Raw genomic sequence first — 22,452 nt, forward strand, 5'->3', positions numbered from 1 at the left:
AATTAGTCCTTAGCCGTTAAGCCGCGGCGGGCTTTTTTATGGCCGTAGGTTCGCGGCTGGGTGTATGCATCAATAAATGGCGCCGCGAAGTTCATCAGCAATACGGCAAAAGCCACTGCATCTGGGTATGCTCCCCAAGTACGGATCACGTACAACAAGATACCAATGCCTGCGCCGTAAATGAGTTTTCCGCGCGGTGTCGTTGATGCGGATACTGGATCGGTGGCAATGAAGAAGGCTCCGAGCATAGTGGCACCGCTAAGCAGATGTAACGACAGCGGTGTGTACATGTCCGCGTCCCAACCAAATACGAGAGAGCAGGTTGAGAGAGCGATCAATAGTGATACTGGGATGTGCCAAGTAATAATTCGTTTAAACATGAGGAACAAACCACCGGCCATAAAGGCGAGGTTTACCCATTCCCAACCACCGTTTAACCAACCATTAAAGGTCGCTTTTTGCAGTAAGCTATTGGCGGTTTCGGTACTAATAAGGTGTTTGTAATCGTCTAACGGGGTGGCACCACTATAGCCATCGACTAGACCACTGTGAGTAAAGATGGTTTTTAACGTATCGAAAAATGGCAGTACATCGTGCCCCGACATTTGAAATGACAGCGCCCAGTTAGTCGTCATTTGCACCGGAAATGACACGAGCACTAAGGCATATCCGATCATGGCAGGATTGAAAGGATTGTTCCCCATACCGCCGTATAAGTGCTTAGCAAAGATGATGCAGAAGGCGGTGGCTAATACGGTAATCCACCAAGGTGCAAATGGTGGCAGGGCCAAACCGAGCAGTACACCCGTTACTAGCGCCGTGTTATCGCGTAAAAAGAACATCACCGGACGCTTACGCAAGGTCAGCATTAATGCTTCGCTGGCGACAGCGACAAGGCTAGCAAGAACAACGTTGATCAGTGTGCCGTAACCAAAAAATACCGTCATTACGGCGAGTGCAGGCAGCGTGGCAAGGGCAACGGTTAGCATTAAACGCCCAGTGCGATTTGGCCCGTGGGTATGTGGGGACGACAGCGTTAACAAGGCCATGATGTGCTCGTCATGTTATGGGTTCTCCGAGGCAGACTCAGCTTGCTGTTGCAGCTGGGTCAATTTGTCTTGCTGTTTATTAACCGCCATTGTTAATGCATCGACGGTGTCTAGGCCTTCTTGCTGAGCCATCGCCAAACGTTCTTTGGCTTTCTCTAGGCGATCAGTCTGGGCCAGAATTTTCTTCGCGAGGGCGTCGGCATCTACCGCCGTTGCCGTCTTCGCTTGGCTTTCAGTGCTGGCTGCTGGAGCAGCTAACGCGGCTTCGTAGGCAGCTTTTGCTTCGTCGACGCGCGCTCTTTGTTTTTCGACACCGGTTTCCAAGGCGGCGACTGTATCAGCACCTTGTTCGCGTGCTTCGGCTAAACGTTTTTCAGCGGTATCTAAGCGGGTTTGCGCCATATCCCATTTTTTCTTTAAACGCTCAGGGCTATTCGGATCACCCTTGTCGGCATCGCTATCGGCGGCAGGGGCTGCTTTCGCTGCTTTTTTCGCGACAGCCAATTGCTTAGCAAGGTCTTTCATTTTGTCTTGGGTTTTAAGCAAGGCCGCTTCAAACAAGGCCACTTTATCGGCTTGCTCTGGATCGCTTTTCGCGGCTTCTAATTTTTCTTTGGTTTTGGCAATGGCAGCTTGGCTTGCATCAAATTGCTTTTGTAGCTTTTCTAAATCAGCACTCGGAGCAGGAACTACACCGTCAGTAACGGCTGGTGCATCGGCTTTGGCACTTTGTGCTTGTGCGGCTTTTTCGGCCCGTGCTTTACGCTTGGCTTCTTTCTCTGCTTGTTCGCGCTCTTGGCGAGCTAAGCGATGTTCAAAGCGCTCACGCGCTTGATCGGCTTTTGCTTGGGCTGCACGTTCTTCACGCACGGCGCCTTTGGCGTAGCGATAGTATTGCACCAGCGGAATTTCACTTGGGCAAACATAGGAGCACGCGCCGCATTCGATACAGTCGAACAAGTTGTGTTGCTCAGCCTTGTTGAATTCTTCAGCCTTACTAAACCAGTACAACTGTTGTGGTAACAGGTCGGCAGGGCATGCATCTGCACACATACCGCAGCGAATACAGGCCATGGATGCTTTGTTAGTGGGCAGTTCTTTTTCGGTTGGGGCGAGCAGGCAGTTGGTGGTTTTCACTACTGGAATATCTAATGAAGGCAAAGCAAAGCCCATCATTGGTCCACCCATGATCACGCGTTCGCGTTTTTGTACCGTATAGTCGGCAAGCTCAAGTAATTCGCCAACCGGTGTACCAATTAATACTTCCCAGTTACCAGCGGAATGAACGGCATCGCCGGTAACGGTGGCGATACGGCTAATGAGGGGTTCGCCATGATCCACTGCGCGAGCAATGGCGCTAGCGGTGCCGACGTTTTGGCAAACGATGCCAAGGTCGGCAGGGATGCCTCCCGCAGGGACTTCTTCACCCGTTAAAATTTGGATTAACTGCTTTTCGCCACCGCTTGGATACTTAGTTGGAATCACTACGACATCAATATGATGTTCTTCGTGTAAATCCACTAAGGCGGCATTCAGCGCGGCAATGGCGTTGGGTTTGTTATCTTCTACACCAATCAAACATTGGCTGGCATTTAATATGTGCAGCAAAATTTGCGCGCCGCGTACGACTTCATGAGCGCGTTCGCGCATCAGCATGTCATCCGCGGTGATATAAGGTTCGCACTCGGCACCGTTGAGAATAAGAGTGCCGATGTTGCGTTGGCCAATATTCAGTTTCACTGCCGTAGGGAAGCCTGCGCCGCCCATACCTGCAATTCCACAATCACGGATGTGGTTTACCAGTTGTGCGGCCGGAATGTCGGTAACGTCGTCGACGCCCAGTTGCTCAAGTAATCCCTGGCGTTCAATCCAGCGATCAGCACCATCAGGGCGAATAACAATACAGTCTTCGCTTAGTCCTGATGCATGGGGTACTAAACGTGGCTCAATGGCAATAACTTCGCCGGAAGTTGGTGCGTGCAGCGGTACGCTTACAAAACCTGCCGCTTCGGCGATTAGTTGGCCTTTTAATACTTTTTCGCCCACAGCAACGATGGGTTTAGCGGCTGCACCAATATGTTGATGTAGTGGTAATACCAATTCGTTTGGAATGGGAGCCAAGCGAATAGGGCGCTGGGTGGATTGCGCTTTGTTCTCGGCTGGATGAATGCCACCGTCGAAATCAAAAATACGAATCTGGTGGGTCATGCGTGCTCTCCAACAGCGAGTTTACGGCGGTCGGTGGCGATCAACTCAACGCCTGAGGTGGGCGCTTGCCAATACCAGCTGGATTTATCGACGCTGACAGGCACCATATCAATACAGTCTACTGGGCAGGGTTCAACACAAAGATCGCAGCCAGTGCACTCGTCAATAATCACGGTATGCATCTGTTTGGCGGCGCCTAAAATGGCATCGACAGGGCAAGCCTGAATACATTTAGTACAGCCGATGCATTCGTCTTCACGGATGTAGGCCACAGTCGGCACCGCTTTTTCAGCACCGTGTTCAGCGTCAAGTGGCTCTGGATCAACACCAAGAAGATCGGCTAAGGCTTGAATGGTGCTTTCGCCACCGGGTGGGCATTTATTGATTTTTTCGCCGCCAACAATGGCTTCTGCGTAAGGTTTGCAACCGGGATAGCTGCACTGGCCACATTGCGTTTGCGGTAGCAGACCGTTGATCTGATCAACAATAGGGTTGCCTTCAACTTTAAAGCGCACCGCCGCAAAGCCCAGTACAGCACCAAAAATGGTGGCCAATACAGCGAGCATGCCAACAGCGATCAAGATTGTGGTTAAGGTCGTACTCATAATAATGCTTACATACCCCCTTAAATGCTCACTAAGCCGGTGAAGCCCATAAAGGCCAACGACATTAATCCTGCTGTGACCATCGCAATCGCGTTGCCTTTAAATGGCGTTGGTACATCGGCCACAGAAAGACGCTCGCGTAGTGCAGCGAACAAGACCATAACGAGTGAGAAGCCAACCGCAGCACCAAAACCGTACAGAATGGATTCAACAAAGGTGTTGTCGCGTTTGATGTTTAATAGGGCAACACCCAAAACTGCACAGTTAGTGGTGATCAATGGTAAGAAAATACCCAGTACGCGATAGAGCAAAGGACTGGTTTTGCGAATGGCTAATTCAGTGAAACCTACGACCACTGCAATCACCATGATGAAGCTGATGGTTTTTAAATAGGCGAGGTCAAACGGTAGTAATAGGTAGGTGTAAACCAAGTAGCTACACACCGATGCCAGCGTGAGTACGAAGGTCGTTGCTGCACCCATACCAATGGCGGTTTCTAGCTTGTTCGACACCCCCATAAAAGGGCACAAGCCTAAGAACTGAACCAGTACAAAGTTGTTTACCAGGATGGTACTTACCAGAATGAGCAGGTAGTCGGTCATCAGTGGCTCCGGAGGCTGGTCTGCAACGGCAAACCCGCCAGATTGAATTTGGGCGCGCATTATCCCAAAACTTCTTTATGTCGTACAACACGGTTTTTGGAGTTTCTAAGCACGAATTAGAATAAGCATAGTAACTGTTACGTCAAAACGTACCGCAATAGCCGATATCCCGATGAAATCGAGGTATCGCCTTAGTTTTACTGGGGTGATGGCGACGCCGAATACCAGTGCTGCAGTACCACTTTCTCTAGCTCAACCAACAAAATTAAAGGGCTAGCGGCTAAGGTAATAATCAGCCAGTCGTGCAGCGCTAAATCGGCAAGATCAAATATGGATTGTGAAACCGACCAGTAGCTAAAACCGAGTTGCAATATGGCAACCGCTAAAATGCCCAACAGGCTGGGCATTGCGCCTTTGAATAACGACAGCGAGAAAATACTTCGGCGTAAAAATCGGCAGTTGAGTAAATATAACGCTTCGATCATTACCAAGGCGTTTACCGCGACGGTGCGTGCCATTTCGACGCTTGCCCCTTGGGCTAAATAATAACGGAACAACGCAAAAATAATGGCCGCAGCACCTACACCAACAAAGGCGGTGCGCCAAAGCAAGGCTAATGTAATGAGTGGTTGCTGGCTGCTTCTCGGCGGCCGCAGCATGATGTCGTTTTCGGCGCGCTCAAACGCTAATGTGAGTGCCAGTGTAATGGCGGTAATGGTGTTTACCCAAATCACTTGCGCTGGGGTGATGGGCAGTAATTGCCCTAATAATATCGCCGCTAGAATAACCAAGGATTCGGCTAAGCTGGTGGGCAAAATAAATATGATGGCTTTGACTATGTTGTCGTAAACACTGCGGCCTTCGGCAACGGCATGGGTAATGGTCGAGAAGTTGTCGTCAGTCAGGACAAAATCGGCAGCATCGCGTGCCGCATCCGTGCCTTTTTTGCCCATGGCAACACCAATGTCGGCTTGGCGTAGTGCGGGGGCATCGTTGACGCCGTCGCCGGTCATGGCAACGGTGTGGTTGCGAGCACGTAAGGCATTTACTAGCTGGAGCTTATTGGCAGGGCTGGTGCGGGCAAATACGTGGCAGCGTTCGGCACTGTCGGCCAGTTGCTCGGGGGATTGTTGATCCAGCTCGGCTCCTGTCATTACCTCATCGGCATTCATGCCTAGCTCTTTAGCGATGGCGAGGGCTGTGATCGGGTTGTCTCCCGTTATCATTTTTATCTGAATGCCGGCGCTATAACATTGCTGAATGCTCTCGCTTACTCCTGCCCGTGGCGGATCATTCAGCCCGATCAGGGCCAGTAGGGTTAAATGCTGTTCAACGTGCTGATGATTTAAACTCTGGCTATCAATGTCGTCACGGTAGGCCAACGCCAAAACGCGCATGCCTTGTGATGCCAAGTCGTCCATTTGGGCTTGCCAATATTCGCTATCCAGTGGCTCTGAACCTTGAGGACCAAACTGTTGATCACAAAACTCGATTATTCGATCTGGGGCACCTTTAACAGCAATAAGACGCTGACCATCGTGATTGTGGTGCAGGGTAGCCATGTAGCGTGCATCGCTGGAGAACGGGATTTCATCGACTCGTGGCCATTCGCGTTGGATCTGCTCTTTGACTAAATCATGTTTCAACGCGAAGACTAACAAGGCTGCTTCCGTTGGATCGCCACTAACACTCCAATCTGTGTTATCGAGATTAGGCGGTTGAATGCTGGAGTCGTTACACAGTAAGGCAACGATGGCGGCTTGATTCAAAAACGCACCATGTTGCGCCGATGTATCGGTATCGTTGCTGTGAATTTCGCCCTCGGGATCGTAACCTTCACCATGAATATGAAAGTTATGGTGCGCGCTGACGATGCGTCGAGCCGTCATGGCGTTTGCGGTGAGTGTTCCTGTTTTATCGGTGCAAATAATATCAACAGAACCCAGTACCTCAACCGATGGCAAGCGTCGCATCAGGGCATTCTTGCTGGCCATGCGTTGCACGCCTACGGCTAATACAATGGTAACGACGGCAGGAAGACCTTCTGGAATTGCCGCTACTGCAATGGCAATCGCCGCTTGAAACATAGTGCCAATATCGTACTGATAAAGACCCATGCCAATCGCTATGGTGATGACCGCGGCAATGATAATGACAATGGTCAGGCGCTTGGCAAATTGCTCGATCTGATTTTGCAGTAACGTCGGTTCAGTGGTGATCTTGTCGACCATAGTGCTGACTTTACCGATTTCTGTTTTTGCTCCGGTTAAACATACTAAACCGTGGGCGCTACCACGGCTTACGAGCGTACCCATGTAGGCCATACATGAACGCTCAGCGAGCGGCGTATCTGCCGCAACCGCGACCACTGATTTTGCGCCGGGTAGTGATTCCCCCGTTAAGGAGGATTCATCACAGTACAGGTCTTTGCTTTTGATAATACGCAAATCTGCAGGGACCTTATCTCCCGCCTGAAGCATTACAACATCGCCGGGGACAAGTTGTGCGCCATTGAGGCTGAGTAGTTCGCCGTCGCGCATGACTAAACATTGAGTTTTTGTCATCGACATAATGGCGCGTAAGGCATTTTCGGCTTTGCCTTCTTGAAAGAAACCTACCAAGGTATTGGTAACAATAACTGCGAAGATCACCCCGGCATCAATAAAATGCTGCAACCCAAGGCTGATAAGCATGCTGCCAGCGAGCACATAGATCATCATGTTTTGTGTTTGTTTTAGCAGTCGTCGCCAAGCGGGTACGGGCTTAGCCGTGGGGAGGGTGTTGGGGCCGAATTGTGCCAGCCGTGCTGCGGCTTCGGTTTTGCTTAATCCAACCTTAGTGCTAGCAAGCAGTTCGATGAGCGCCTCACTGTCACAAGCGTAGGGCGCATCAGCAATCGTTGTGGCGAGTTCAGTTGGCGTAGTCATAAGATTCTCTTGGTGATGCACTCTTGGGATTTTATGTGGTTCGTAAGCCGATGATATTGATGCGTAGCAAGTTCGGAATTTGTTATTGTCGTTTGTCGAGGTGCTGGTGGCTTCTGAGTATATGGCCATCAAGGGCTTGCTAAGCCTAAAAATCTTGGCACACTCTAACGTTAACCTGTTACAAGCCATTTAGTGTTGTTGCGATGGCGGGGAATAATAACCATAAGCCAGCCATTTGAACTGGTATTAAGAGCAAAAAATGATTTCAGCGTTTTGTTTAGTACCGCTTAGCCGGTTGTTTAGGCCTCGTGGTCGAGGAGTAGCGGGATGCGGTGTGGCAATCACTGTGTTATTGAGCAGTGGATTGCTAGCGGGTTGCAGCGAGGAAACTTGGAATAACCCCCATTTAGCCGATGAGTTTGGCAAAAACATCATTTACTCCAGCTTTTCTGAACGTCCTAAACACCTCGATCCAGCTCGCTCGTACAGTGCCGACGAAGGCCGATTTATCGACCAAATTTACGATGCACCTCTGCAGTACCACTATTTAAAGCGCCCCTACGAGCTAGAACCTAATACCCTTACACATATGCCGGATATTAGCTATCTTGATGCCGATGGTAATCAAGTGAGTGCAGACGCGGAAAATGTGGCCTACAGCGAATACTTATTCGAATTAAAGCCCGGCATTCAATATCAGCCGCATCCGGCATTTGCTTTGAATAGCGCAGGTGAACCGAGTTACTTATTTGCGTCTCCAGAAGCCAGTGCGGCGTATCAGCATTTTGACGATTTTACCGAACAGGGCAGCCGCGAATTAGTTGCCGCAGATTATGTGTATCAAATTAAGCGTCTTGCCGATCCGACATTGCTGTCGCCAGTTCGTGGTCTATTAAGCGAATACATCGTAGGGATGACAGAATTTAGCGATGCAGTCACCGAAGCAAGAAAATCATTAACACAACCCAATGACTGGCTTGATTTAGATACTCTGACGATGAGTGGTGTTGAAGTGATCGACGATTACCACTATCGCGTGCGCTTAAATGGTAAATATCCTCAGTTTAAATATTGGTTAGCGTTTCATTTCTTTGCGCCTATGGCACGTGAGGTTGATCGTTTTTATCATCAGCCGGGTTTAGCCGATCGCAATATTGTTTTGAACTGGTATCCGGTAGGTACTGGGCCATTCATGATGACTCGCAATGATCCTAACGAAGTGATCATTTTAGAGCGCAATCCAAACTACCGTGATGATCGCTATCCCGCGGAAGGTGAGCCGAGTGACGAAGCCGCCGGTCTATTAACTGATGCCGGTGCAAAACTGCCGTTTGTAGATAAAGCCGTATACCGCCTAGAAAAAGAAGCCATTCCGTTATGGACCAAATTTTTGCAGGGCTATTACGACCGTTCTGGTATTGCTAGCGATAGCTTCGACCAAGCAATTAGCGTGGGCAGCCAAGGTATTAGTTTAAGCGATGATATGAAAGAGCGTGGTGTGACCTTAGATTTAGAGGTTGTTCCGGGCACCTATTATTTCGCCTTCAACATGCTGGACCCTATTGTTGGTAACGTAGGCGATGCCCAGCAGCGCGAAAAAGCACGTAAGTTACGTCAGGCTATTGCGATTGCATACGACCAGAAAGAAATGATTTCTATCTTTATGAATGGTCGCGGTGAAGACGCCATGAGCCCAATTCCACCGGGGATTTTTGGTTACCAAACCGGTGAAGAAGGTATTAACCCGTATGTTTACGATTGGGTCGATGGCAGTGCCGAGCGTAAATCAATAGACGAAGCAAAACGCTTATTAGCTGAAGCTGGTTACCCTGGTGGACGCTCCGCCACAACGGGCGAACCTTTAGTTTTAAACTTAGATACCACCGGAGGTTCTGGCGGAAGTGCTATGCAAAACTGGATGGTAAAACAGTTTAAGAAAATCGGCGTGCAACTCAATATACGTGGCACCGACTACAATCGTTTTAAAGAAAAAATGCAAACAGGCAATGCGCAGATGTTTCAGTGGGGTTGGATGGCCGATTACCCTGATGCCGAAAACTTTTTATTCCTGCTGTACGGCGCTAACGGTCAAGTGGTTTCTGGAGGCTCGGGTGTGAACTCAACGAACTACGATAACCCGGAATACAATCGCCTGTTTGAAAAAATGAAATTAATGGAAGACTCGCCAGAGCGTATGGAAATTATTCGTCGCATGATCCGTATTATGCAGCACGATGTTCCATGGGCTTCGGCATGGCATCCGCATTCATATGTATTAAATAATCAATGGGTGAGCAACAGTAAGCCTCACGGTATTAGTAAGTCTATTTTGAAGTATTTGAAAATTGATCCGCAGCTTCGTGGAGAAAAACAGCACGAATGGAATCAGCCGATACTGGCGCCACTATGGCTGGTTGCTTTACTAATAGCGATTTTTGCCTTTCCTGGCTGGATTGCCTACCGACGTCGCCAGCAGCACCGTATTGCAGATGACGCTTCTTCTAGCAATGTAGGAGGGCACTAACATGTTGGCTTATATTATTCGCCGTTTGGGCTACGCCATTCCGATTTTACTAGGCGTTAATCTCTTAACCTTCGCACTGTTTTTTGTAGTGAATACACCCGATCAAATGGCTCGTGTTCAGCTAGGTGATAAGCACGTATCGGAAGAAGCGATTGAACAGTGGAAGGCACAGCGCGGGTACGACAAACCGCTCATGTTTAATACAGAAGCGGGTGGTTTGGGTTTAGTGACCGATACCATTTTTTATGAAAAATCACTGAGCCTATTCGCCTTTGATTTTGGTAAGTCGGATGAGGGACGTAATATCGGCTCCGATATTCAACAGCGCATGTGGCCGAGTTTAATGGTGGCGCTGCCGACGTTTATCATAGGTATTGCGGTTAATATTGCCTTTTCACTCTTCGTGGTGATGTTCAGAGCCAGCGTTTTCGATACCGCCGCTATGGTTTTGTGTGTGGTGTTGATGTCGATTTCTGGCGTTTTCTACGTGATTGGCGGTCAGTTTTTTTTCGCCAAACTCTGGCATTTAGTGCCGATATCGGGCTATTTATCCGGCCCTGATGCCATTCGCTTTTTAATACTGCCAGTAATTATTGGGGTAATCAGTGGCATTGGTGGTGGTACTCGCTTATACCGAACCTTATTTCTAGAAGAATCCGGTAAAGATTATGTTCGTACCGCGCGGGCTAAAGGTGTGCCTGAGTTAACCGTGTTATTCCGCCATATATTACCTAACGGTTTGATTCCGATTTTAACCAGCGTGGTGGTGGTTATCCCCTCGCTCTTTATGGGCAGCCTGCTGGTGGAGTCTTTCTTTGGGATTCCGGGTTTAGGGAGTTACACCCTAGATGCGATTCAGGCACAAGATTTTGCCATTGTACGGTCGATGGTGTTTCTAGGTTCTGTGCTTTATATCTTAGGTTTATTACTAACCGATATTTCTTACACCCTCGTTGATCCAAGGGTGCGCTTATCATGACATTGCCAAGGTTTAGTGATTTCAGCATGTTTCAGCCCATGCTCTTATGGAGCGATATTCTTATCTTTATCTTGCTGTTTAGCTTGATAGCATTTTTTATAAATTTAAGCCGTAATCCAGTTGCTCGCGCTCGGTGGCGTCATGTGTTTACCACACGAATTGGCTCCGGTGCCTTTATTGTGATTGTCTTTTATGTGTTGATTGCTGTATTGGATTCGCTGCATTTTCGTACGGCTTTACCGCCAGTTGAGGGCGGTGATGGGGCGGTTGCCCAAGAAGCAGATGGGACTGTTCATTACAGCCAAGACGTGCGTAGTGTGTTGGATATTATTCTGCACGATCTCGATAGCCAAGATGAAAAAACCTATTCAGCTCCCTTTGCTTTGTATTCGTTTGCAAAAGAAAACCAAGAATCAGATGCCGGTTATGTTATTCGTGCCTTTCCGCGTTTAGAGCACGGAGGTAAGCATATTGTCCGCGATGAAGAGCATGTATTGGATATCTGGGTTAAGACAGCCCGAGCAATTGGCTTAACGATTCTGCCCTGTCTTTTAGTGATTTTTTTACATTCGGCGTGGCGTCGGCGTAAGCCGCCCGTCGAGCATCCATTGCCTTGGACCGTTATTTATACCACCTTAACCATTTTAGTATTGCTATGTGGTTGGGTGCTGAACTTAAGTCAGTATTATCATATTTTGGGTACTGATAAGGTTGGTCAAGATGTGCTCTATCAAAGTATTAAAGCCATTCGTACCGGTGTATTAATTGGTACATTGGCAACCTTGGTAACCTTGCCGCTGGCAGTGGTACTTGGTATTTCTGCTGGGTACTTCAAGGGTAAGATAGATGATGTCGTGCAGTATATTTACACGACATTAAATTCAATTCCCGGCATCTTATTAATCGCTGCTTCGGTGTTATTAATTGATGTGTATATCGAAACTAACCCCGAGCAATTTAAGCTCATCAGTGAACGTGCAGATTTCAAGTTTATTGCTTTGTGCTTTATTTTAGGTGTTACCAGTTGGACGGGATTGTGCCGTTTGTTGCGTGCAGAAACCTTAAAACTAAGCCAGTTAGAATATGTACAAGCAGCACATGCCTTTGGTGTCGGGAATTGGCGTATTATCTTCCGGCATATTTTACCCAATGTGAACCATATTATTTTGATTGCACTGGTTCTCGATTTTAGCGCGTTTGTGTTAGCCGAAGCGGTGCTCTCTTATATCGGTGTTGGTGTTGATCCATCGATGGCTAGTTGGGGCAATATGATTAACGAAGCGCGCTCCGAATTGGCCCGTGATCCTGTAGTTTGGTGGTCGGTATCCGCGGCATTTATATTGATGTTTGTGTTGGTGTTAGCGGCTAACTTATTTTCTGATCGTGTGCGTGATGCTTTCGATCCTCGTTCTGTTCATGGGCGGGTTTAGGAGTCGTTATGTCTACATTATTGCAAGTTCAAAATTTAAGCGTCAGCGTTGGTCAGCAATGTTTAGTGGATGGCGTTAGCTTTCATATTGATGCGGGTGAAGTCTTCGCTTTGGTAGGAGAGAGTGGTTCCGGTAAATCGGTGACCTCGTTAGCGATCATGCGATTACTGAGCGACGGCTTGCATATTGCGAGTGGCGATGTGCACTTGGTTGGACAGTCGCTATTCACCCTAACGGAAGCGCAAATGAACGGGGTGCGCGGGCGTCGTATCGCTATGGTATTTCAAGAGCCCCAGAGTTCGTTGAATCCTGTACACACTATTGGTCGACAAATTGGTGAAGTATTAACGCTGCATCGTAAACGTTCGGGGGCTGAGCTTAAGCAAGATGTTATTGCATTGCTGGAAGAAGTAGGAATTCCGGATGCGGAGCAACGTGCTTCTTGGTATCCGCATCAGTTGTCGGGTGGGCAGAAGCAGCGCGTCATGATCGCCATGGCTTTGGCATGCGAACCGGAGTTATTGATTGCCGATGAACCTACAACCGCTTTAGATGTGACCATTCAAAAGCAGATTCTGAATTTATTAAATGAGCTGCGTAAAAAACGTCAGCTGGGTATTTTACTCATTACCCACGATATGGGTGTTGTTGCGGAAATGGCAGATCGTATTGCGGTTATGCGCCATGGGCAATTGCTAGAGCAAGCTCCACGAGATGAGTTTTTTAGTAGCCCTAAGCATGAGTACAGTCGCCAGCTAATTCATTCGTTACCGCGCCAGGATTCTTTCCGTGCGGCGATTAACAAAGAACAAACACCCTTGTTAGAAATGACCAATGTCTGTGTGTGGTTTGCTCAACGCAAGGGCGTACTGCAACGAATAGCCGGTTATACCAAGGCCGTTGATGGCATTAGCTTAACCATTGGCCACGGCGAAACGTTGGCCTTAGTGGGCGAGTCTGGTTCGGGTAAAAGTACTGCAGGCCGGGCAATTTTGCGGCTAACTCCAACGACCTCAGGTGAGGTGCTTTTTAATGGTTTGCGCATTGATCAGCTGCATGAATCGGAGTTTATCGATCTGCGTAAACGTATTCAGGTGATTTTCCAAGATCCATTTTCGTCGATGAATCCGCGTATGACGGTGCGGGAAATTATCGAAGAGGGGATGATTAGTTTAAACGTTGGTGGTAACGACGGTAAATGGAGCAAATCTGAGCGTGAACAAGAAATCCGCAGAATTTTGCAGCGTGTTGGCTTAGAGGCGGAACATTTGGACCGTTTCCCGCATGAGTTCTCTGGTGGGCAGCGTCAGCGTATTGCCATTGCTCGTGCCATTGCCGTGAAACCTCAGCTGATTATTTGTGACGAACCGACCAGTGCGTTAGACGTATCTATTCGTGGCCAAGTATTGCAACTACTGCAAGAGCTTCAGCAAGAAATGGGGCTGTCGTATTTGTTTATCACGCATGATTTATCCATTATTCCGCATATTGCCCATCGTGTCGCAGTCATGAAGGATGGAAAAATTGTAGAGCAAGGTTCAACCGAAGCTGTGATGCAGAATCCACAGCATGAATATACTCAGCAATTACTGAGTGCCGTGCCCATGATTCCAGAGCACGTTTAATTCACAACTCAGATACGTTTCATACCAATTATTTGGTCGTAATTTAGAGGATTTATGAAAGATACTTTAAGAAAACTATTTTCGCCGCTTTTGAAACCGTTAGAAGCAGGAACGGAAGAATATAGCTACAAACCGTCGCATCGCACCATTCTGATTGGTGTTGGTAGTTTGTTTTTAGCCTTGTCGACGATTTCGATTGTCTTAGCAATCGTGGGTGGTCAGTTCGGAGCCATGATCCCGAGCGTGGTATTTTTTATTGCTGGGTGGGTTTGCGTCATCGTCGGTGCTTTAGGAAGCGACCGCGCAATCGCAAAAATCTGGGGTAACCGTTCTTAGTCTTTCCAGAACATAGGCGAGAATATTGCGAATACCGTGAAGTACTCTAAACGTCCTAATATCATTGCGCCAGAAAGTAACCAAGTTCCAGCATCGGTCACTGGCGCGAAGTTATTACCGAGTGCACCAAATCCCGGCCCTAATACATTCACGCATGCCGCTACTGCAGACAGCGATGACCAAAAATCTAAGCCTGTTGTCATTAGCATTAGGGTAATTATGATAGTTGAAATCGCTGAAAACGACATAAACGCCATCACAGCGCTTCGTACTTCTGTTTGTACTGGGCTTCGTTGATATTTGATCGCAAATTTACCGTGCGGGTGAATCATCTGTTTGAGGCTGCGATTAAAGATTTTAACCGTCAAAATGTTACGAATAATCTTATTGCCACCGGCTGTTGATCCTGCGCATCCTCCTAAATAGCCCGTCATAATTAATACGCAAGTGGCTGCAGCAGGCCATTCGGTAAAGCCCGAGGCGCCATAGCCGGTACTGGTAATAAAGGAAATGATGTGGAAAGTGGAATAACTCATCGATTCAAATAGGTTGGTGTAGGTATCTTCGAAGAATAGATAGCCAGCGACTAAAATCGAGAGCACTAAAATAATGATTAAAAATACGCGCGTCTCTTCATCGCGAAAGTAGCCGGAATAATCGCGATGTCTAAATACACGAAAATGCAGCCCGAAGTTGATAGCGCCGAGCACCATAAAGAGATTGCTTATCCAGAGTAAGGTATGACTATTGAAGTAGCCCATGCTGGTGTCGTGAGTTGAGAAGCCTCCTGTTGATACCGTAGTGAAGCTATGTGCCACGGCATCAAATAACGACATTCCACCAATGTAATAAGCCATAATGCAGGCGAGGGTGATGAATATATACACTCCCCACAAATAGTGTGCAGTGCTCGAAACGCGAGGAGAGAGTTTGTCGTCTTTTACTGGCCCCGGTGTTTCGGCTTTTAGCAGCTTCATACCACCGACGTTGAGCATAGGTAGTACGGCAACCACAAAAATTACAATGCCTAAACCCCCCATCCACTGTAGGAATTGGCGATACATTAAAAATGTTTTTGGCATGCTATCTAAGCCAGATAGCACGGTTGCCCCTGTCGTCGTTAGCGCGCTGATAGACTCGAATACGGCATCGGTAAAGCTAACGCCGGCGATAATTTCTATCGGTATTGCCGCTAATATTCCAGATACTATCCACGTTGCTGTCGCATAAATTAATGCATCGCGATAACTGGCTTTAGATAAATCAATGGTGCGATATTTGAAATATAAGATTGCGCCAACACTGAGCATGCTTAAGCTAGGAATTAAAAAACTAACAACCATGTGATCAAGAAATAGCCACTCAGAAAGTGCGGCAAATACCAACTGCACAATACCAACCCAAACGATGGGTAAGGCAAGGAGTCGTAGAGTGATATTTAAATGCACCATTAACTGTTTACTCGAATCTCATCTGAATGACGCTAGGAGTTGACGGTCGAAAGGGGGGCTGGACAGGCAACCTTAATCACTACTCCTGTCCGACGAGCGCGATTATAACGATTTCAGACGTAGGGTAACACCCATACAACCAACTGTTCCTCCAACACTCGCTGACATTCGGTGTACCGCGGCGTACAATCCAACATCCCGATTTTTATGTATAGGAGTGGATTGTGTCTGAGTTATCTCTGATTCAAGTTAACGCTGCATTGGCAAGTTATACTGACCCGTATCTTGAAACTGATCTCGTCGCCGCACACTGTGTACGCGATATTCGTATAGACGGTCGTCGTGTAAGTGTCGACATCCACCTCGATTATCCATCCGATTTTTTGAAAAGTGGCGTTGCTCAAATGCTGCAAGTTGCGCTTGAAAATATCGACGGCTGTGACAGCGCAAGCGTGAACGTAACTTGGTCGGTTGCTGAGAGCAAAAGCCAAAACAGTGTTGAAGCGGTAGAGAACGTAAAAAACATTGTTGCTGTCGCATCCGGTAAAGGCGGCGTAGGTAAATCGACAACAGCGGTTAACCTTGCGATTGCTCTAGCGAAAGATGGTGCCAAAGTGGGGTTGCTCGACGCCGACATCTATGGCCCAAGCCAAGGTATTATGCTTGGAGTTAAAGAAGGCACGCGCCCTGACACGCTTGATGGTAAATGGTTTGTGCCGATTGAGGCGCATGGTCTTAAAACCATGTCGATGGCGTACTTAGTGACCGAAAGTACACCAATGGTGTGGCGTGGGCCGATGGTGTCAGGTGCTCTGATGCAGATTCTTACCCAGACCCAATGGGGTGAGCTGGATTATCTCATCATTGATATGCCGCCGGGTACAGGTGATATTCAGTTAACTCTGAGCCAGAAATTCCCAGTATCAGGCTCTGTGGTTGTTACCACGCCACAAGAAATTGCCCTCGCTGATGCGAAAAAAGGCATAGAAATGTTCAATAAAGTGAATATTCCGGTGCTAGGTATTATTGAAAATATGAGCATGCATATCTGCTCGAATTGCGGCCATGCAGAACATATTTTCGGTGAAGATGGTGCCGATCGACTGGCTGAGCAATACAACACCACAGTGTTAGGTTCATTGCCATTGTCTAAATACATTCGCGAACAGAGTGATATCGGCACGCCAGCGGTTGCTGCCGATGACTCATCTGAAGTCGCCATGATGTATCGGCATGCAGCCCGTCGCATGGCCGTTGAGTTAGCTAAGCGAGCGGCTGCTGGCGTTATGATTCCTGGGATTGATGTTAGCGAAGACTAGGGGGCCAATTTGCAATCGGGAGTACGAACAAAAAACGTTCGTTGACTCCCTCCTACAATCCTTTCTGACTGCATCTGTTTATTTGTTTGAAGACGGCGTTTCTGTAGGAGTTACTCAGGGAGCGCCAGCGAGCAGTGACGACAGGAGTGCCAACTTGCGCCAGTTGCTACCAAATCGTCCAACAAACCAAAGCAATAACTCATAATTCTCTTTAAACAATGATGCTTGTTCTAAATGATCACTGATCTGCTCGTTACGGTCATTTATTTTGCCGCAAAGCGGGCTAAACTGGCTGCATCTATAAAAAACAACTTGTTATGACCGAGGCAGCAACCATGAGTCAGTACCCACATATTTTTGAACCATTAGATCTAGGCTTCACCACGCTGAAAAACCGCGTGATGATGGGATCTATGCACACTGGTTTAGAAGATCGCCCTTGGCACTTTGGTGAGTTGGCTGAGTACTTTGCCGAGCGTGCCCGCGGCGGTGCTGCCTTGTTGGTGACCGGCGGTTTTTCGCCAAACCGTGCCGGTGATTTATTACCTTTCGGTTCTAAGATGATGAGCAGCTGGCAGGTGCCATTTCACCGCAAGGTAACATCTGCAGTTCATGAAGCCGATGGTAAAATCTTGTTGCAGTTACTTCATGCGGGCCGCTACGGCTACACGCCGTTGAACGTTGCTCCTTCTGCGATTCAAGCGCCAATTAATCCGTTTAAACCAAAAGAGTTGAGCAGTAAGCAAATAGCCAAAACCATCGGTCATTATGCGCGTGCGGCCGGTCTTGCTCAAAAAGCAGGCTACGACGGTGTTGAGGTGATGGGCTCTGAGGGCTATTTCATTACCCAAATGCTGAACAAACGCACCAACCAGCGTGATGATGAATGGGGTGGTTCATACGAAAACCGTATGCGTTTTCCGCTTGAAGTTGTTAAAGCAATTCGTGCTGAAGTTGGCGATAAATTTATCGTTATGTTCCGTCTGTCGATGTTGGATTTAGTCGAAGAAGCTTCGGATATCGACGAAGTTATTTTGTTAGCTCAAGCGTTAGAAAAAGCCGGTGTTACCTTAATCAATACCGGTATCGGCTGGCACGAAGCTCGTGTACCGACCATTGTTACCTCGGTTCCGCGCGGTGCTTTCGCTGATATTACCGCTCGTGTTAAAGCCGCCGTAAATATTCCAGTGATCGCTTCTAACCGTATCAATATGCCAGACACTGCCGAAGATATCTTGGCCTCTGGTAAGGCGGATATGGTGTCGATGGCGCGTCCATTCTTAGCCGATCCAGAATGGGTGAATAAAGCGGCATCAGGTCGTACCAACGAAATTAATACCTGTATTGCCTGTAACCAAGCCTGTTTGGATCATACATTCGCCAATAAACGCGCTAGTTGTTTGGTGAATCCGCGTGCATGTCATGAAACGAAATTAATCTATCGTCAAGTAAGCAAGGCGAAGAAAATTGCTGTTGTTGGTGCTGGTCCTGCAGGTTTAGCAACAGCGGTTGTTGCGGCTGAACGTGGTCACAAAGTTACATTATTCGAAGGTCGCGCTGAAATTGGTGGTCAGTTTAATTACGCATCAAAAATTCCCGGCAAAGAAGAGTTCCGTGAAACTATTCGTTACTACGAAACTATGTTGGCTAAATACAACGTTGAATTGAAATTGAATCACACTGTAACTGAAGACGAACTTCGTAGTGGTGGTTTTGACGATATCGTGGTTGCTTCGGGTGTTGCTCCACGCATGCCTAACATGCCAGGTATTGATCATCCAAAAGTCGTTTCTTATCAAGATTTACTGGCGAATAATCTTAAGCTGGGTGGTTCGGTTGCGATTATGGGAGCCGGTGGTATTGGTTTCGATGTGGGTGAATATTTAACTCACGAAGGCGAATCTACGACACTGAACATCAATGCTTGGATGAAAGAATGGGGCGTTGATTTAACGAACACCATTCGTGGCGGTTTGGTTAAAGCCGACGTCGAAGCGTCGCCACGCAAGGTCTATTTGTTACAGCGTAAAACCAGTTCACACGGTAAGGGTTTGAATAAAACCACTGGCTGGGTTCACCGCGCCGTTCTAAAAATGAAACGTGTCGAAATGATTGGTGGCGTGAGCTACGATAGTGTCGATGATCAAGGATTGCACATTACCATCACTAAAGGTGAGAGTAGTGAGAAACGTGTACTAGATGTCGATAACGTCGTTGTCTGTGCAGGCCAAGTATCGGTTGCTGGTTTGTATGAGTCATTGAAAGACGATCAAGCGGCACCTTATAAAGTTCACCTTGTCGGTGGTGCAGAGTTCGCAGGTGAGTTAGATGCTAAGCGCGCTATTCGCATGGCGAGTGAGTTAGCTGCTACTTTGTAAGTTGTAATGCTGTAATAAAAAACGCCGATTATCGGCGTTTTTTTTTGCTTACGCTTATCTGATTCTCGTCGTTTCTTGCGATGTATAGGCCATGTCAGGTAAGTGCAAACAGATGCTAAATCCCTTGTTGGTCTCTGGCCAACTAATTTCACCTTTCATTAGTTCGACGACTAGATTACGTGTTTGATACAGGCCAAGCCCTTTGCTTTTAGCCGTGATACGCTGTGTGGTGTAGAAAGGCATGAAAATCTCCTCTCGAAGCTCGGGCTTAATCCCTATGCCATTATCAAAATATTTTACGACGAGTTCTTTTCCCATATTAATGTAGATATTAATTTTGACTCGTTGTTTTAATTGACGCATTTTTTCATTGTGCGTCCATGAGTTATCGACTAATTGATTTAGTATCTGATCGAGTGCAACGGCGTAGCCATGCCAAATAGCATTACGTTGGGGGATGTCGACATCTAAGTCGATATCAGGAAAGCGATTGGCGATACGTTGCTGCCAATCCTGTATCCAAACTCGTAGTAGTAAGGTCTCTGGTTGATGGGGATGATCAGCAACGGCTGATGAGCGAATTAATGCATTCAGTTCGCTCAAACGATGCACACCCGTTGTGATATGTGTTAAACCGGTAAGAATGTCTTGTTGCATTTGTTTATCGGGCAGAGAGGCTATTTGATCTTCGACGAATGTGGTCGCCAGTTGAATATTCCCCAGTGGTGTATTCATTTCATGGGATACGCCCATAACTAACTGGCGAAGCGACTGGGTTTTTTCTGTTTGCAATCGTTGTAAATCAAGCTCGTTTTGATGACGATGAGTAACATCTAACGTCGACCCAATCCAAATAGAAGCGTCATCCGATTGGTCGTGACGCAGTGTAATTAGCACTTGTAAATCAGATGTAGAGTTATATGGGCGAATAGTAATCGGGAAACCTTGCACACGCTTATTCTTGTTTAAATTTTCCCATAGTTCGGCACTGTTTTTCTTGGTTGTTATGTAGTCGGTTAATAGCATATTGCTGGCTAATAACTCACTTTCGGTTTGATAGCCGAATAACTTGGTGAATGATTTGTTGGCTTTAATAATTGCACCACTATCGTCCATGCGGAAGTGGCCGTTAATCGAATTCTGATAAATATCTTCGTATCGTTGTAAGTAACGGATGGCCTCTTGCTGGCTTTCGACCACTTTCTTTCGAGCTCTCGTATGCTCATCTTGTAAGCGAATAATACGTTCGCCGAGAGCAAGTGATAGGAAGATAACTTCGAAAAATGAACCAAATTGATATCCAAATAGCGTTAGCAAATTAGTAGGGGCGATTCCTAAAGAACTAAGATTACCAACAACCATACCTGTGATTAACATAACCCAAGCAATGGTGAAAAAACGCGCACCTCTGTGTCCCTTTAGCCAGAACGAGGTGCTGATAACTAAAGCTGATACTGCCATTAATGAACTGAACAGGTTTTGTGTAGAAACACTGAAGCGATAGGGCGTAATCAGTGCCAATGCCATAAAAACGATGGCCAATGCACTGAATATACGAAAGAGTCGAAAGCTGGTTGGACCATATTTTTCTAAGCGTAAAAACGAGGGGATAAACCAGCTCATTGCCAACTGAGCCAAAGCAAAAAAGAAGGGTAGAGCAATGTTGTTTAATTCTGGATAGTTTGGCCAAAAATATTGGAAGGCCGAGCCTTCATACGACATATGGAACAATAAGAATGAGGCAACAAAGGCAGAGTAAAATAGGTAACTTCGATCACGTATAGAAAAAAATATAAATAAGTTATAAAGCCCCATGACAATCATCATGGAGTAATATCCACCTCGCAGTATGTTATTGCCTAACAAGCCAGAGCGCAGACTTTCGCCATCAATAAGTTCTATTGGCAGTTGATATGTACCTTGCGTATCGACAAATATGTAAGCGTCGTAACTATTACCAGCGGTGAGCGGTAAAGCAAAAATCAAATTGGGATGGGCTATTTCTCTTTCCGCAAAAGGTAATGAATCCCCAGCGGTTGATATACGACACTGGGAGCGTCGCTTAGAATCTGCAGTACATAAGTAGAGTGTTACTTTATCTAAGAGTGAATAGCGATTCCAAAAATACCAATTACCACTGACATCACTAGTCAGTTTGATTTTTAGCCAGTAAGCAGAATCGCTAAAACCAAAGTTAAGACTTTCTTTATCATCCATTTGCCAAGCAGAGGAGCGCATGACGTCTTCTAATCGATAACTGCGATTATGATCTTCGATATACTGAACGTGCCTGCCAATATACTGACTTCCCGGTGCGGAAATCACGAGACGTTCTAAGTCTTGAGGCGTGTCTGCAGATGCCGCAGGTAGCAGATTGCCCAGTGCAAATATGACAAATCCTATAGAAGCAAAAAGCTTATTGAACCAACGCATACGTCATCAGGGTAAGCCAAGCAATCATGCCGCTTACTATCAGTGCCCAATTCAAGCCAGATAGCTCAGTGTTTTTAGCAAAGAAATGCATACGCTGATCGTGAAGTTTGTTGATGGTTTGGTTAACCAATAGATTAGGTAGCAAAGTCATTAGGTTGGCTAATAGCCCCCAATAATGGTCGGTTATAAGCATCCATATGGGCATTAGGGTAAACAGCAAGTAGAGAAAATAAAGGCGAGCAGGCTTCCAGCGTGTAGGTTCGCCAAACTCTTCGCCAGTTTTACTAATTCTACGATATAGGTCGAATTGATAGACAACACTAACCAAGGTGCGCCAGATGGGGCTTACTTGGCCACCACGACGGGCAATCTGGAGCCAGTTACAATAGGTCCAATAGAAGCTATACAGGCCAAACGAGGCCAGAGACAGTTCGATAAGCTTCTCAGTGCCGACTTCAAAAAAGAGTGATTTGGCACGAGTTTCAGGGTGTTGCTGCATAGAAGATTTCCTTTTCAGGGCGCACTTAGTATAGCTCGAACCTGCATAAGGGCGAAGCATTCACCTATGGTTACACACTCATTGGTT

General features: G+C 47.1%; 15 protein-coding genes. 7 read left to right on the forward strand and 8 right to left on the reverse strand.

Annotated features, from left to right (window positions below; all coding sequences use genetic code 11):
* Positions 1-2: 2 nt before the first annotated feature.
* From rsxD to TOL_RS06770, 5 genes are all read right to left on the reverse strand, one after another.
* The gene (gene rsxD / locus TOL_RS06750; protein ID WP_015486558.1) at positions 3-1,049 is read right to left on the reverse strand and encodes an electron transport complex subunit RsxD; all 1,047 of its coding nucleotides are present in this window, start codon (positions 1,047-1,049) and stop codon (positions 3-5) included.
* Positions 1,050-1,064: 15 nt separating this feature from the next.
* Complete coding sequence (gene rsxC / locus TOL_RS06755) at positions 1,065-3,257, reverse strand: electron transport complex subunit RsxC (RefSeq protein WP_015486559.1); 2,193 nt, start codon at positions 3,255-3,257, stop codon at positions 1,065-1,067.
* Positions 3,254-3,862: an electron transport complex subunit RsxB gene (gene rsxB, locus TOL_RS06760; RefSeq protein ID WP_015486560.1), complete on the reverse strand. Its 609-nt coding sequence runs from the start codon at positions 3,860-3,862 to the stop codon at positions 3,254-3,256. Before rsxB ends, rsxC begins: the two co-directional genes overlap by 4 nt.
* 20 nt (positions 3,863-3,882) lie before the next feature.
* Positions 3,883-4,464 carry an electron transport complex subunit RsxA gene (gene rsxA, locus TOL_RS06765; RefSeq protein WP_041588778.1) on the reverse strand — a complete coding sequence of 194 codons (582 nt, stop codon included), beginning with the start codon at positions 4,462-4,464 and terminating at the stop codon, positions 3,883-3,885.
* 197 nt (positions 4,465-4,661) lie between these two features.
* A complete protein-coding gene (locus tag TOL_RS06770; protein WP_015486562.1) occupies positions 4,662-7,391 on the reverse strand; it encodes a cation-translocating P-type ATPase in 2,730 nt (909 codons plus the stop codon).
* A gap of 334 nt (positions 7,392-7,725) precedes the next feature.
* Between TOL_RS06770 and TOL_RS06775 the strand changes: the two genes are divergently transcribed.
* The 5 genes from TOL_RS06775 to TOL_RS06795 are packed head-to-tail and all read left to right on the forward strand — an operon-like array spanning position 7,726 to position 14,285.
* Entirely contained in the window at positions 7,726-9,915 is a 2,190-nt protein-coding gene (locus tag TOL_RS06775; RefSeq protein ID WP_231848013.1) for an ABC transporter substrate-binding protein, read from the forward strand.
* A 1-nt stretch (position 9,916) separates the two neighbouring features.
* Entirely contained in the window at positions 9,917-10,894 is a 978-nt protein-coding gene (locus tag TOL_RS06780) for an ABC transporter permease (protein ID WP_015486564.1), read from the forward strand.
* Entirely contained in the window at positions 10,891-12,324 is a 1,434-nt protein-coding gene (locus TOL_RS06785; RefSeq protein ID WP_223248650.1) for an ABC transporter permease, read from the forward strand. The genes TOL_RS06780 and TOL_RS06785 overlap by 4 nt, the downstream gene beginning before the upstream one ends.
* Before the next feature lie 8 nt (positions 12,325-12,332).
* Entirely contained in the window at positions 12,333-13,949 is a 1,617-nt protein-coding gene (locus TOL_RS06790; protein ID WP_015486566.1) for an ABC transporter ATP-binding protein, read from the forward strand.
* Between the two features lie 54 nt (positions 13,950-14,003).
* Positions 14,004-14,285, forward strand: coding sequence for a hypothetical protein (locus TOL_RS06795; RefSeq protein ID WP_015486567.1), 282 nt, complete (start codon positions 14,004-14,006; stop codon positions 14,283-14,285).
* On the opposite strand, the gene TOL_RS06800 is transcribed toward TOL_RS06795, so the two are convergent.
* Positions 14,282-15,736: a TrkH family potassium uptake protein gene (locus TOL_RS06800; RefSeq protein WP_015486568.1), complete on the reverse strand. Its 1,455-nt coding sequence runs from the start codon at positions 15,734-15,736 to the stop codon at positions 14,282-14,284. The genes TOL_RS06795 and TOL_RS06800 overlap by 4 nt on opposite strands.
* A gap of 224 nt (positions 15,737-15,960) precedes the next feature.
* Here TOL_RS06800 and apbC point away from each other — a divergent pair, with 224 nt between their 5' ends.
* Both apbC and TOL_RS06810 read left to right on the forward strand, forming a co-directional pair.
* Positions 15,961-17,055: an iron-sulfur cluster carrier protein ApbC gene (apbC, locus tag TOL_RS06805; RefSeq protein WP_015486569.1), complete on the forward strand. Its 1,095-nt coding sequence runs from the start codon at positions 15,961-15,963 to the stop codon at positions 17,053-17,055.
* A gap of 335 nt (positions 17,056-17,390) precedes the next feature.
* Positions 17,391-19,433, forward strand: coding sequence for an NADPH-dependent 2,4-dienoyl-CoA reductase (locus TOL_RS06810; RefSeq protein ID WP_144055340.1), 2,043 nt, complete (start codon positions 17,391-17,393; stop codon positions 19,431-19,433).
* 54 nt (positions 19,434-19,487) lie between these two features.
* Here the strand turns inward: TOL_RS06810 and TOL_RS06815 are convergent, their stop codons facing one another.
* On the reverse strand, positions 19,488-21,866 hold the full coding sequence (locus tag TOL_RS06815; RefSeq protein WP_015486571.1) for a sensor histidine kinase: 2,379 nt from the start codon (positions 21,864-21,866) through the stop codon (positions 19,488-19,490).
* On the reverse strand, positions 21,850-22,365 hold the full coding sequence (locus tag TOL_RS06820) for a hypothetical protein (RefSeq protein WP_015486572.1): 516 nt from the start codon (positions 22,363-22,365) through the stop codon (positions 21,850-21,852). Before TOL_RS06820 ends, TOL_RS06815 begins: the two co-directional genes overlap by 17 nt.
* Positions 22,366-22,452: the final 87 nt, after the last annotated feature.

Source organism: Thalassolituus oleivorans MIL-1 (assembly GCF_000355675.1).
In the GTDB taxonomy this organism is placed as follows: Bacteria; Pseudomonadota; Gammaproteobacteria; order Pseudomonadales; family Oceanobacteraceae; genus Thalassolituus; species Thalassolituus oleivorans.

Excerpts from the sequence above, each read along its gene's own strand:
- TOL_RS06795 (WP_015486567.1), top strand. The coding sequence starts at position 14,004 with ATGAAAGATACTTTAAGAAAACTATTTTCGCCGCTTTTGAAACCGTTA.
- TOL_RS06785 (WP_223248650.1), top strand. The coding sequence starts at position 10,891 with ATGACATTGCCAAGGTTTAGTGATTTCAGCATGTTTCAGCCCATGCTC.
- rsxA (WP_041588778.1), bottom strand. The coding sequence starts at position 4,464 with ATGACCGACTACCTGCTCATTCTGGTAAGTACCATCCTGGTAAACAAC.
- TOL_RS06770 (WP_015486562.1), bottom strand. The coding sequence starts at position 7,391 with ATGACTACGCCAACTGAACTCGCCACAACGATTGCTGATGCGCCCTAC.
- TOL_RS06790 (WP_015486566.1), top strand. The coding sequence starts at position 12,333 with ATGTCTACATTATTGCAAGTTCAAAATTTAAGCGTCAGCGTTGGTCAG.
- TOL_RS06815 (WP_015486571.1), bottom strand. The coding sequence starts at position 21,866 with ATGCGTTGGTTCAATAAGCTTTTTGCTTCTATAGGATTTGTCATATTT.
- rsxD (WP_015486558.1), bottom strand. The coding sequence starts at position 1,049 with ATGGCCTTGTTAACGCTGTCGTCCCCACATACCCACGGGCCAAATCGC.
- rsxC (WP_015486559.1), bottom strand. The coding sequence starts at position 3,257 with ATGACCCACCAGATTCGTATTTTTGATTTCGACGGTGGCATTCATCCA.
- TOL_RS06780 (WP_015486564.1), top strand. The coding sequence starts at position 9,917 with ATGTTGGCTTATATTATTCGCCGTTTGGGCTACGCCATTCCGATTTTA.
- TOL_RS06820 (WP_015486572.1), bottom strand. The coding sequence starts at position 22,365 with ATGCAGCAACACCCTGAAACTCGTGCCAAATCACTCTTTTTTGAAGTC.
- rsxB (WP_015486560.1), bottom strand. The coding sequence starts at position 3,862 with ATGAGTACGACCTTAACCACAATCTTGATCGCTGTTGGCATGCTCGCT.
- TOL_RS06810 (WP_144055340.1), top strand. The coding sequence starts at position 17,391 with ATGAGTCAGTACCCACATATTTTTGAACCATTAGATCTAGGCTTCACC.
- TOL_RS06800 (WP_015486568.1), bottom strand. The coding sequence starts at position 15,736 with ATGGTGCATTTAAATATCACTCTACGACTCCTTGCCTTACCCATCGTT.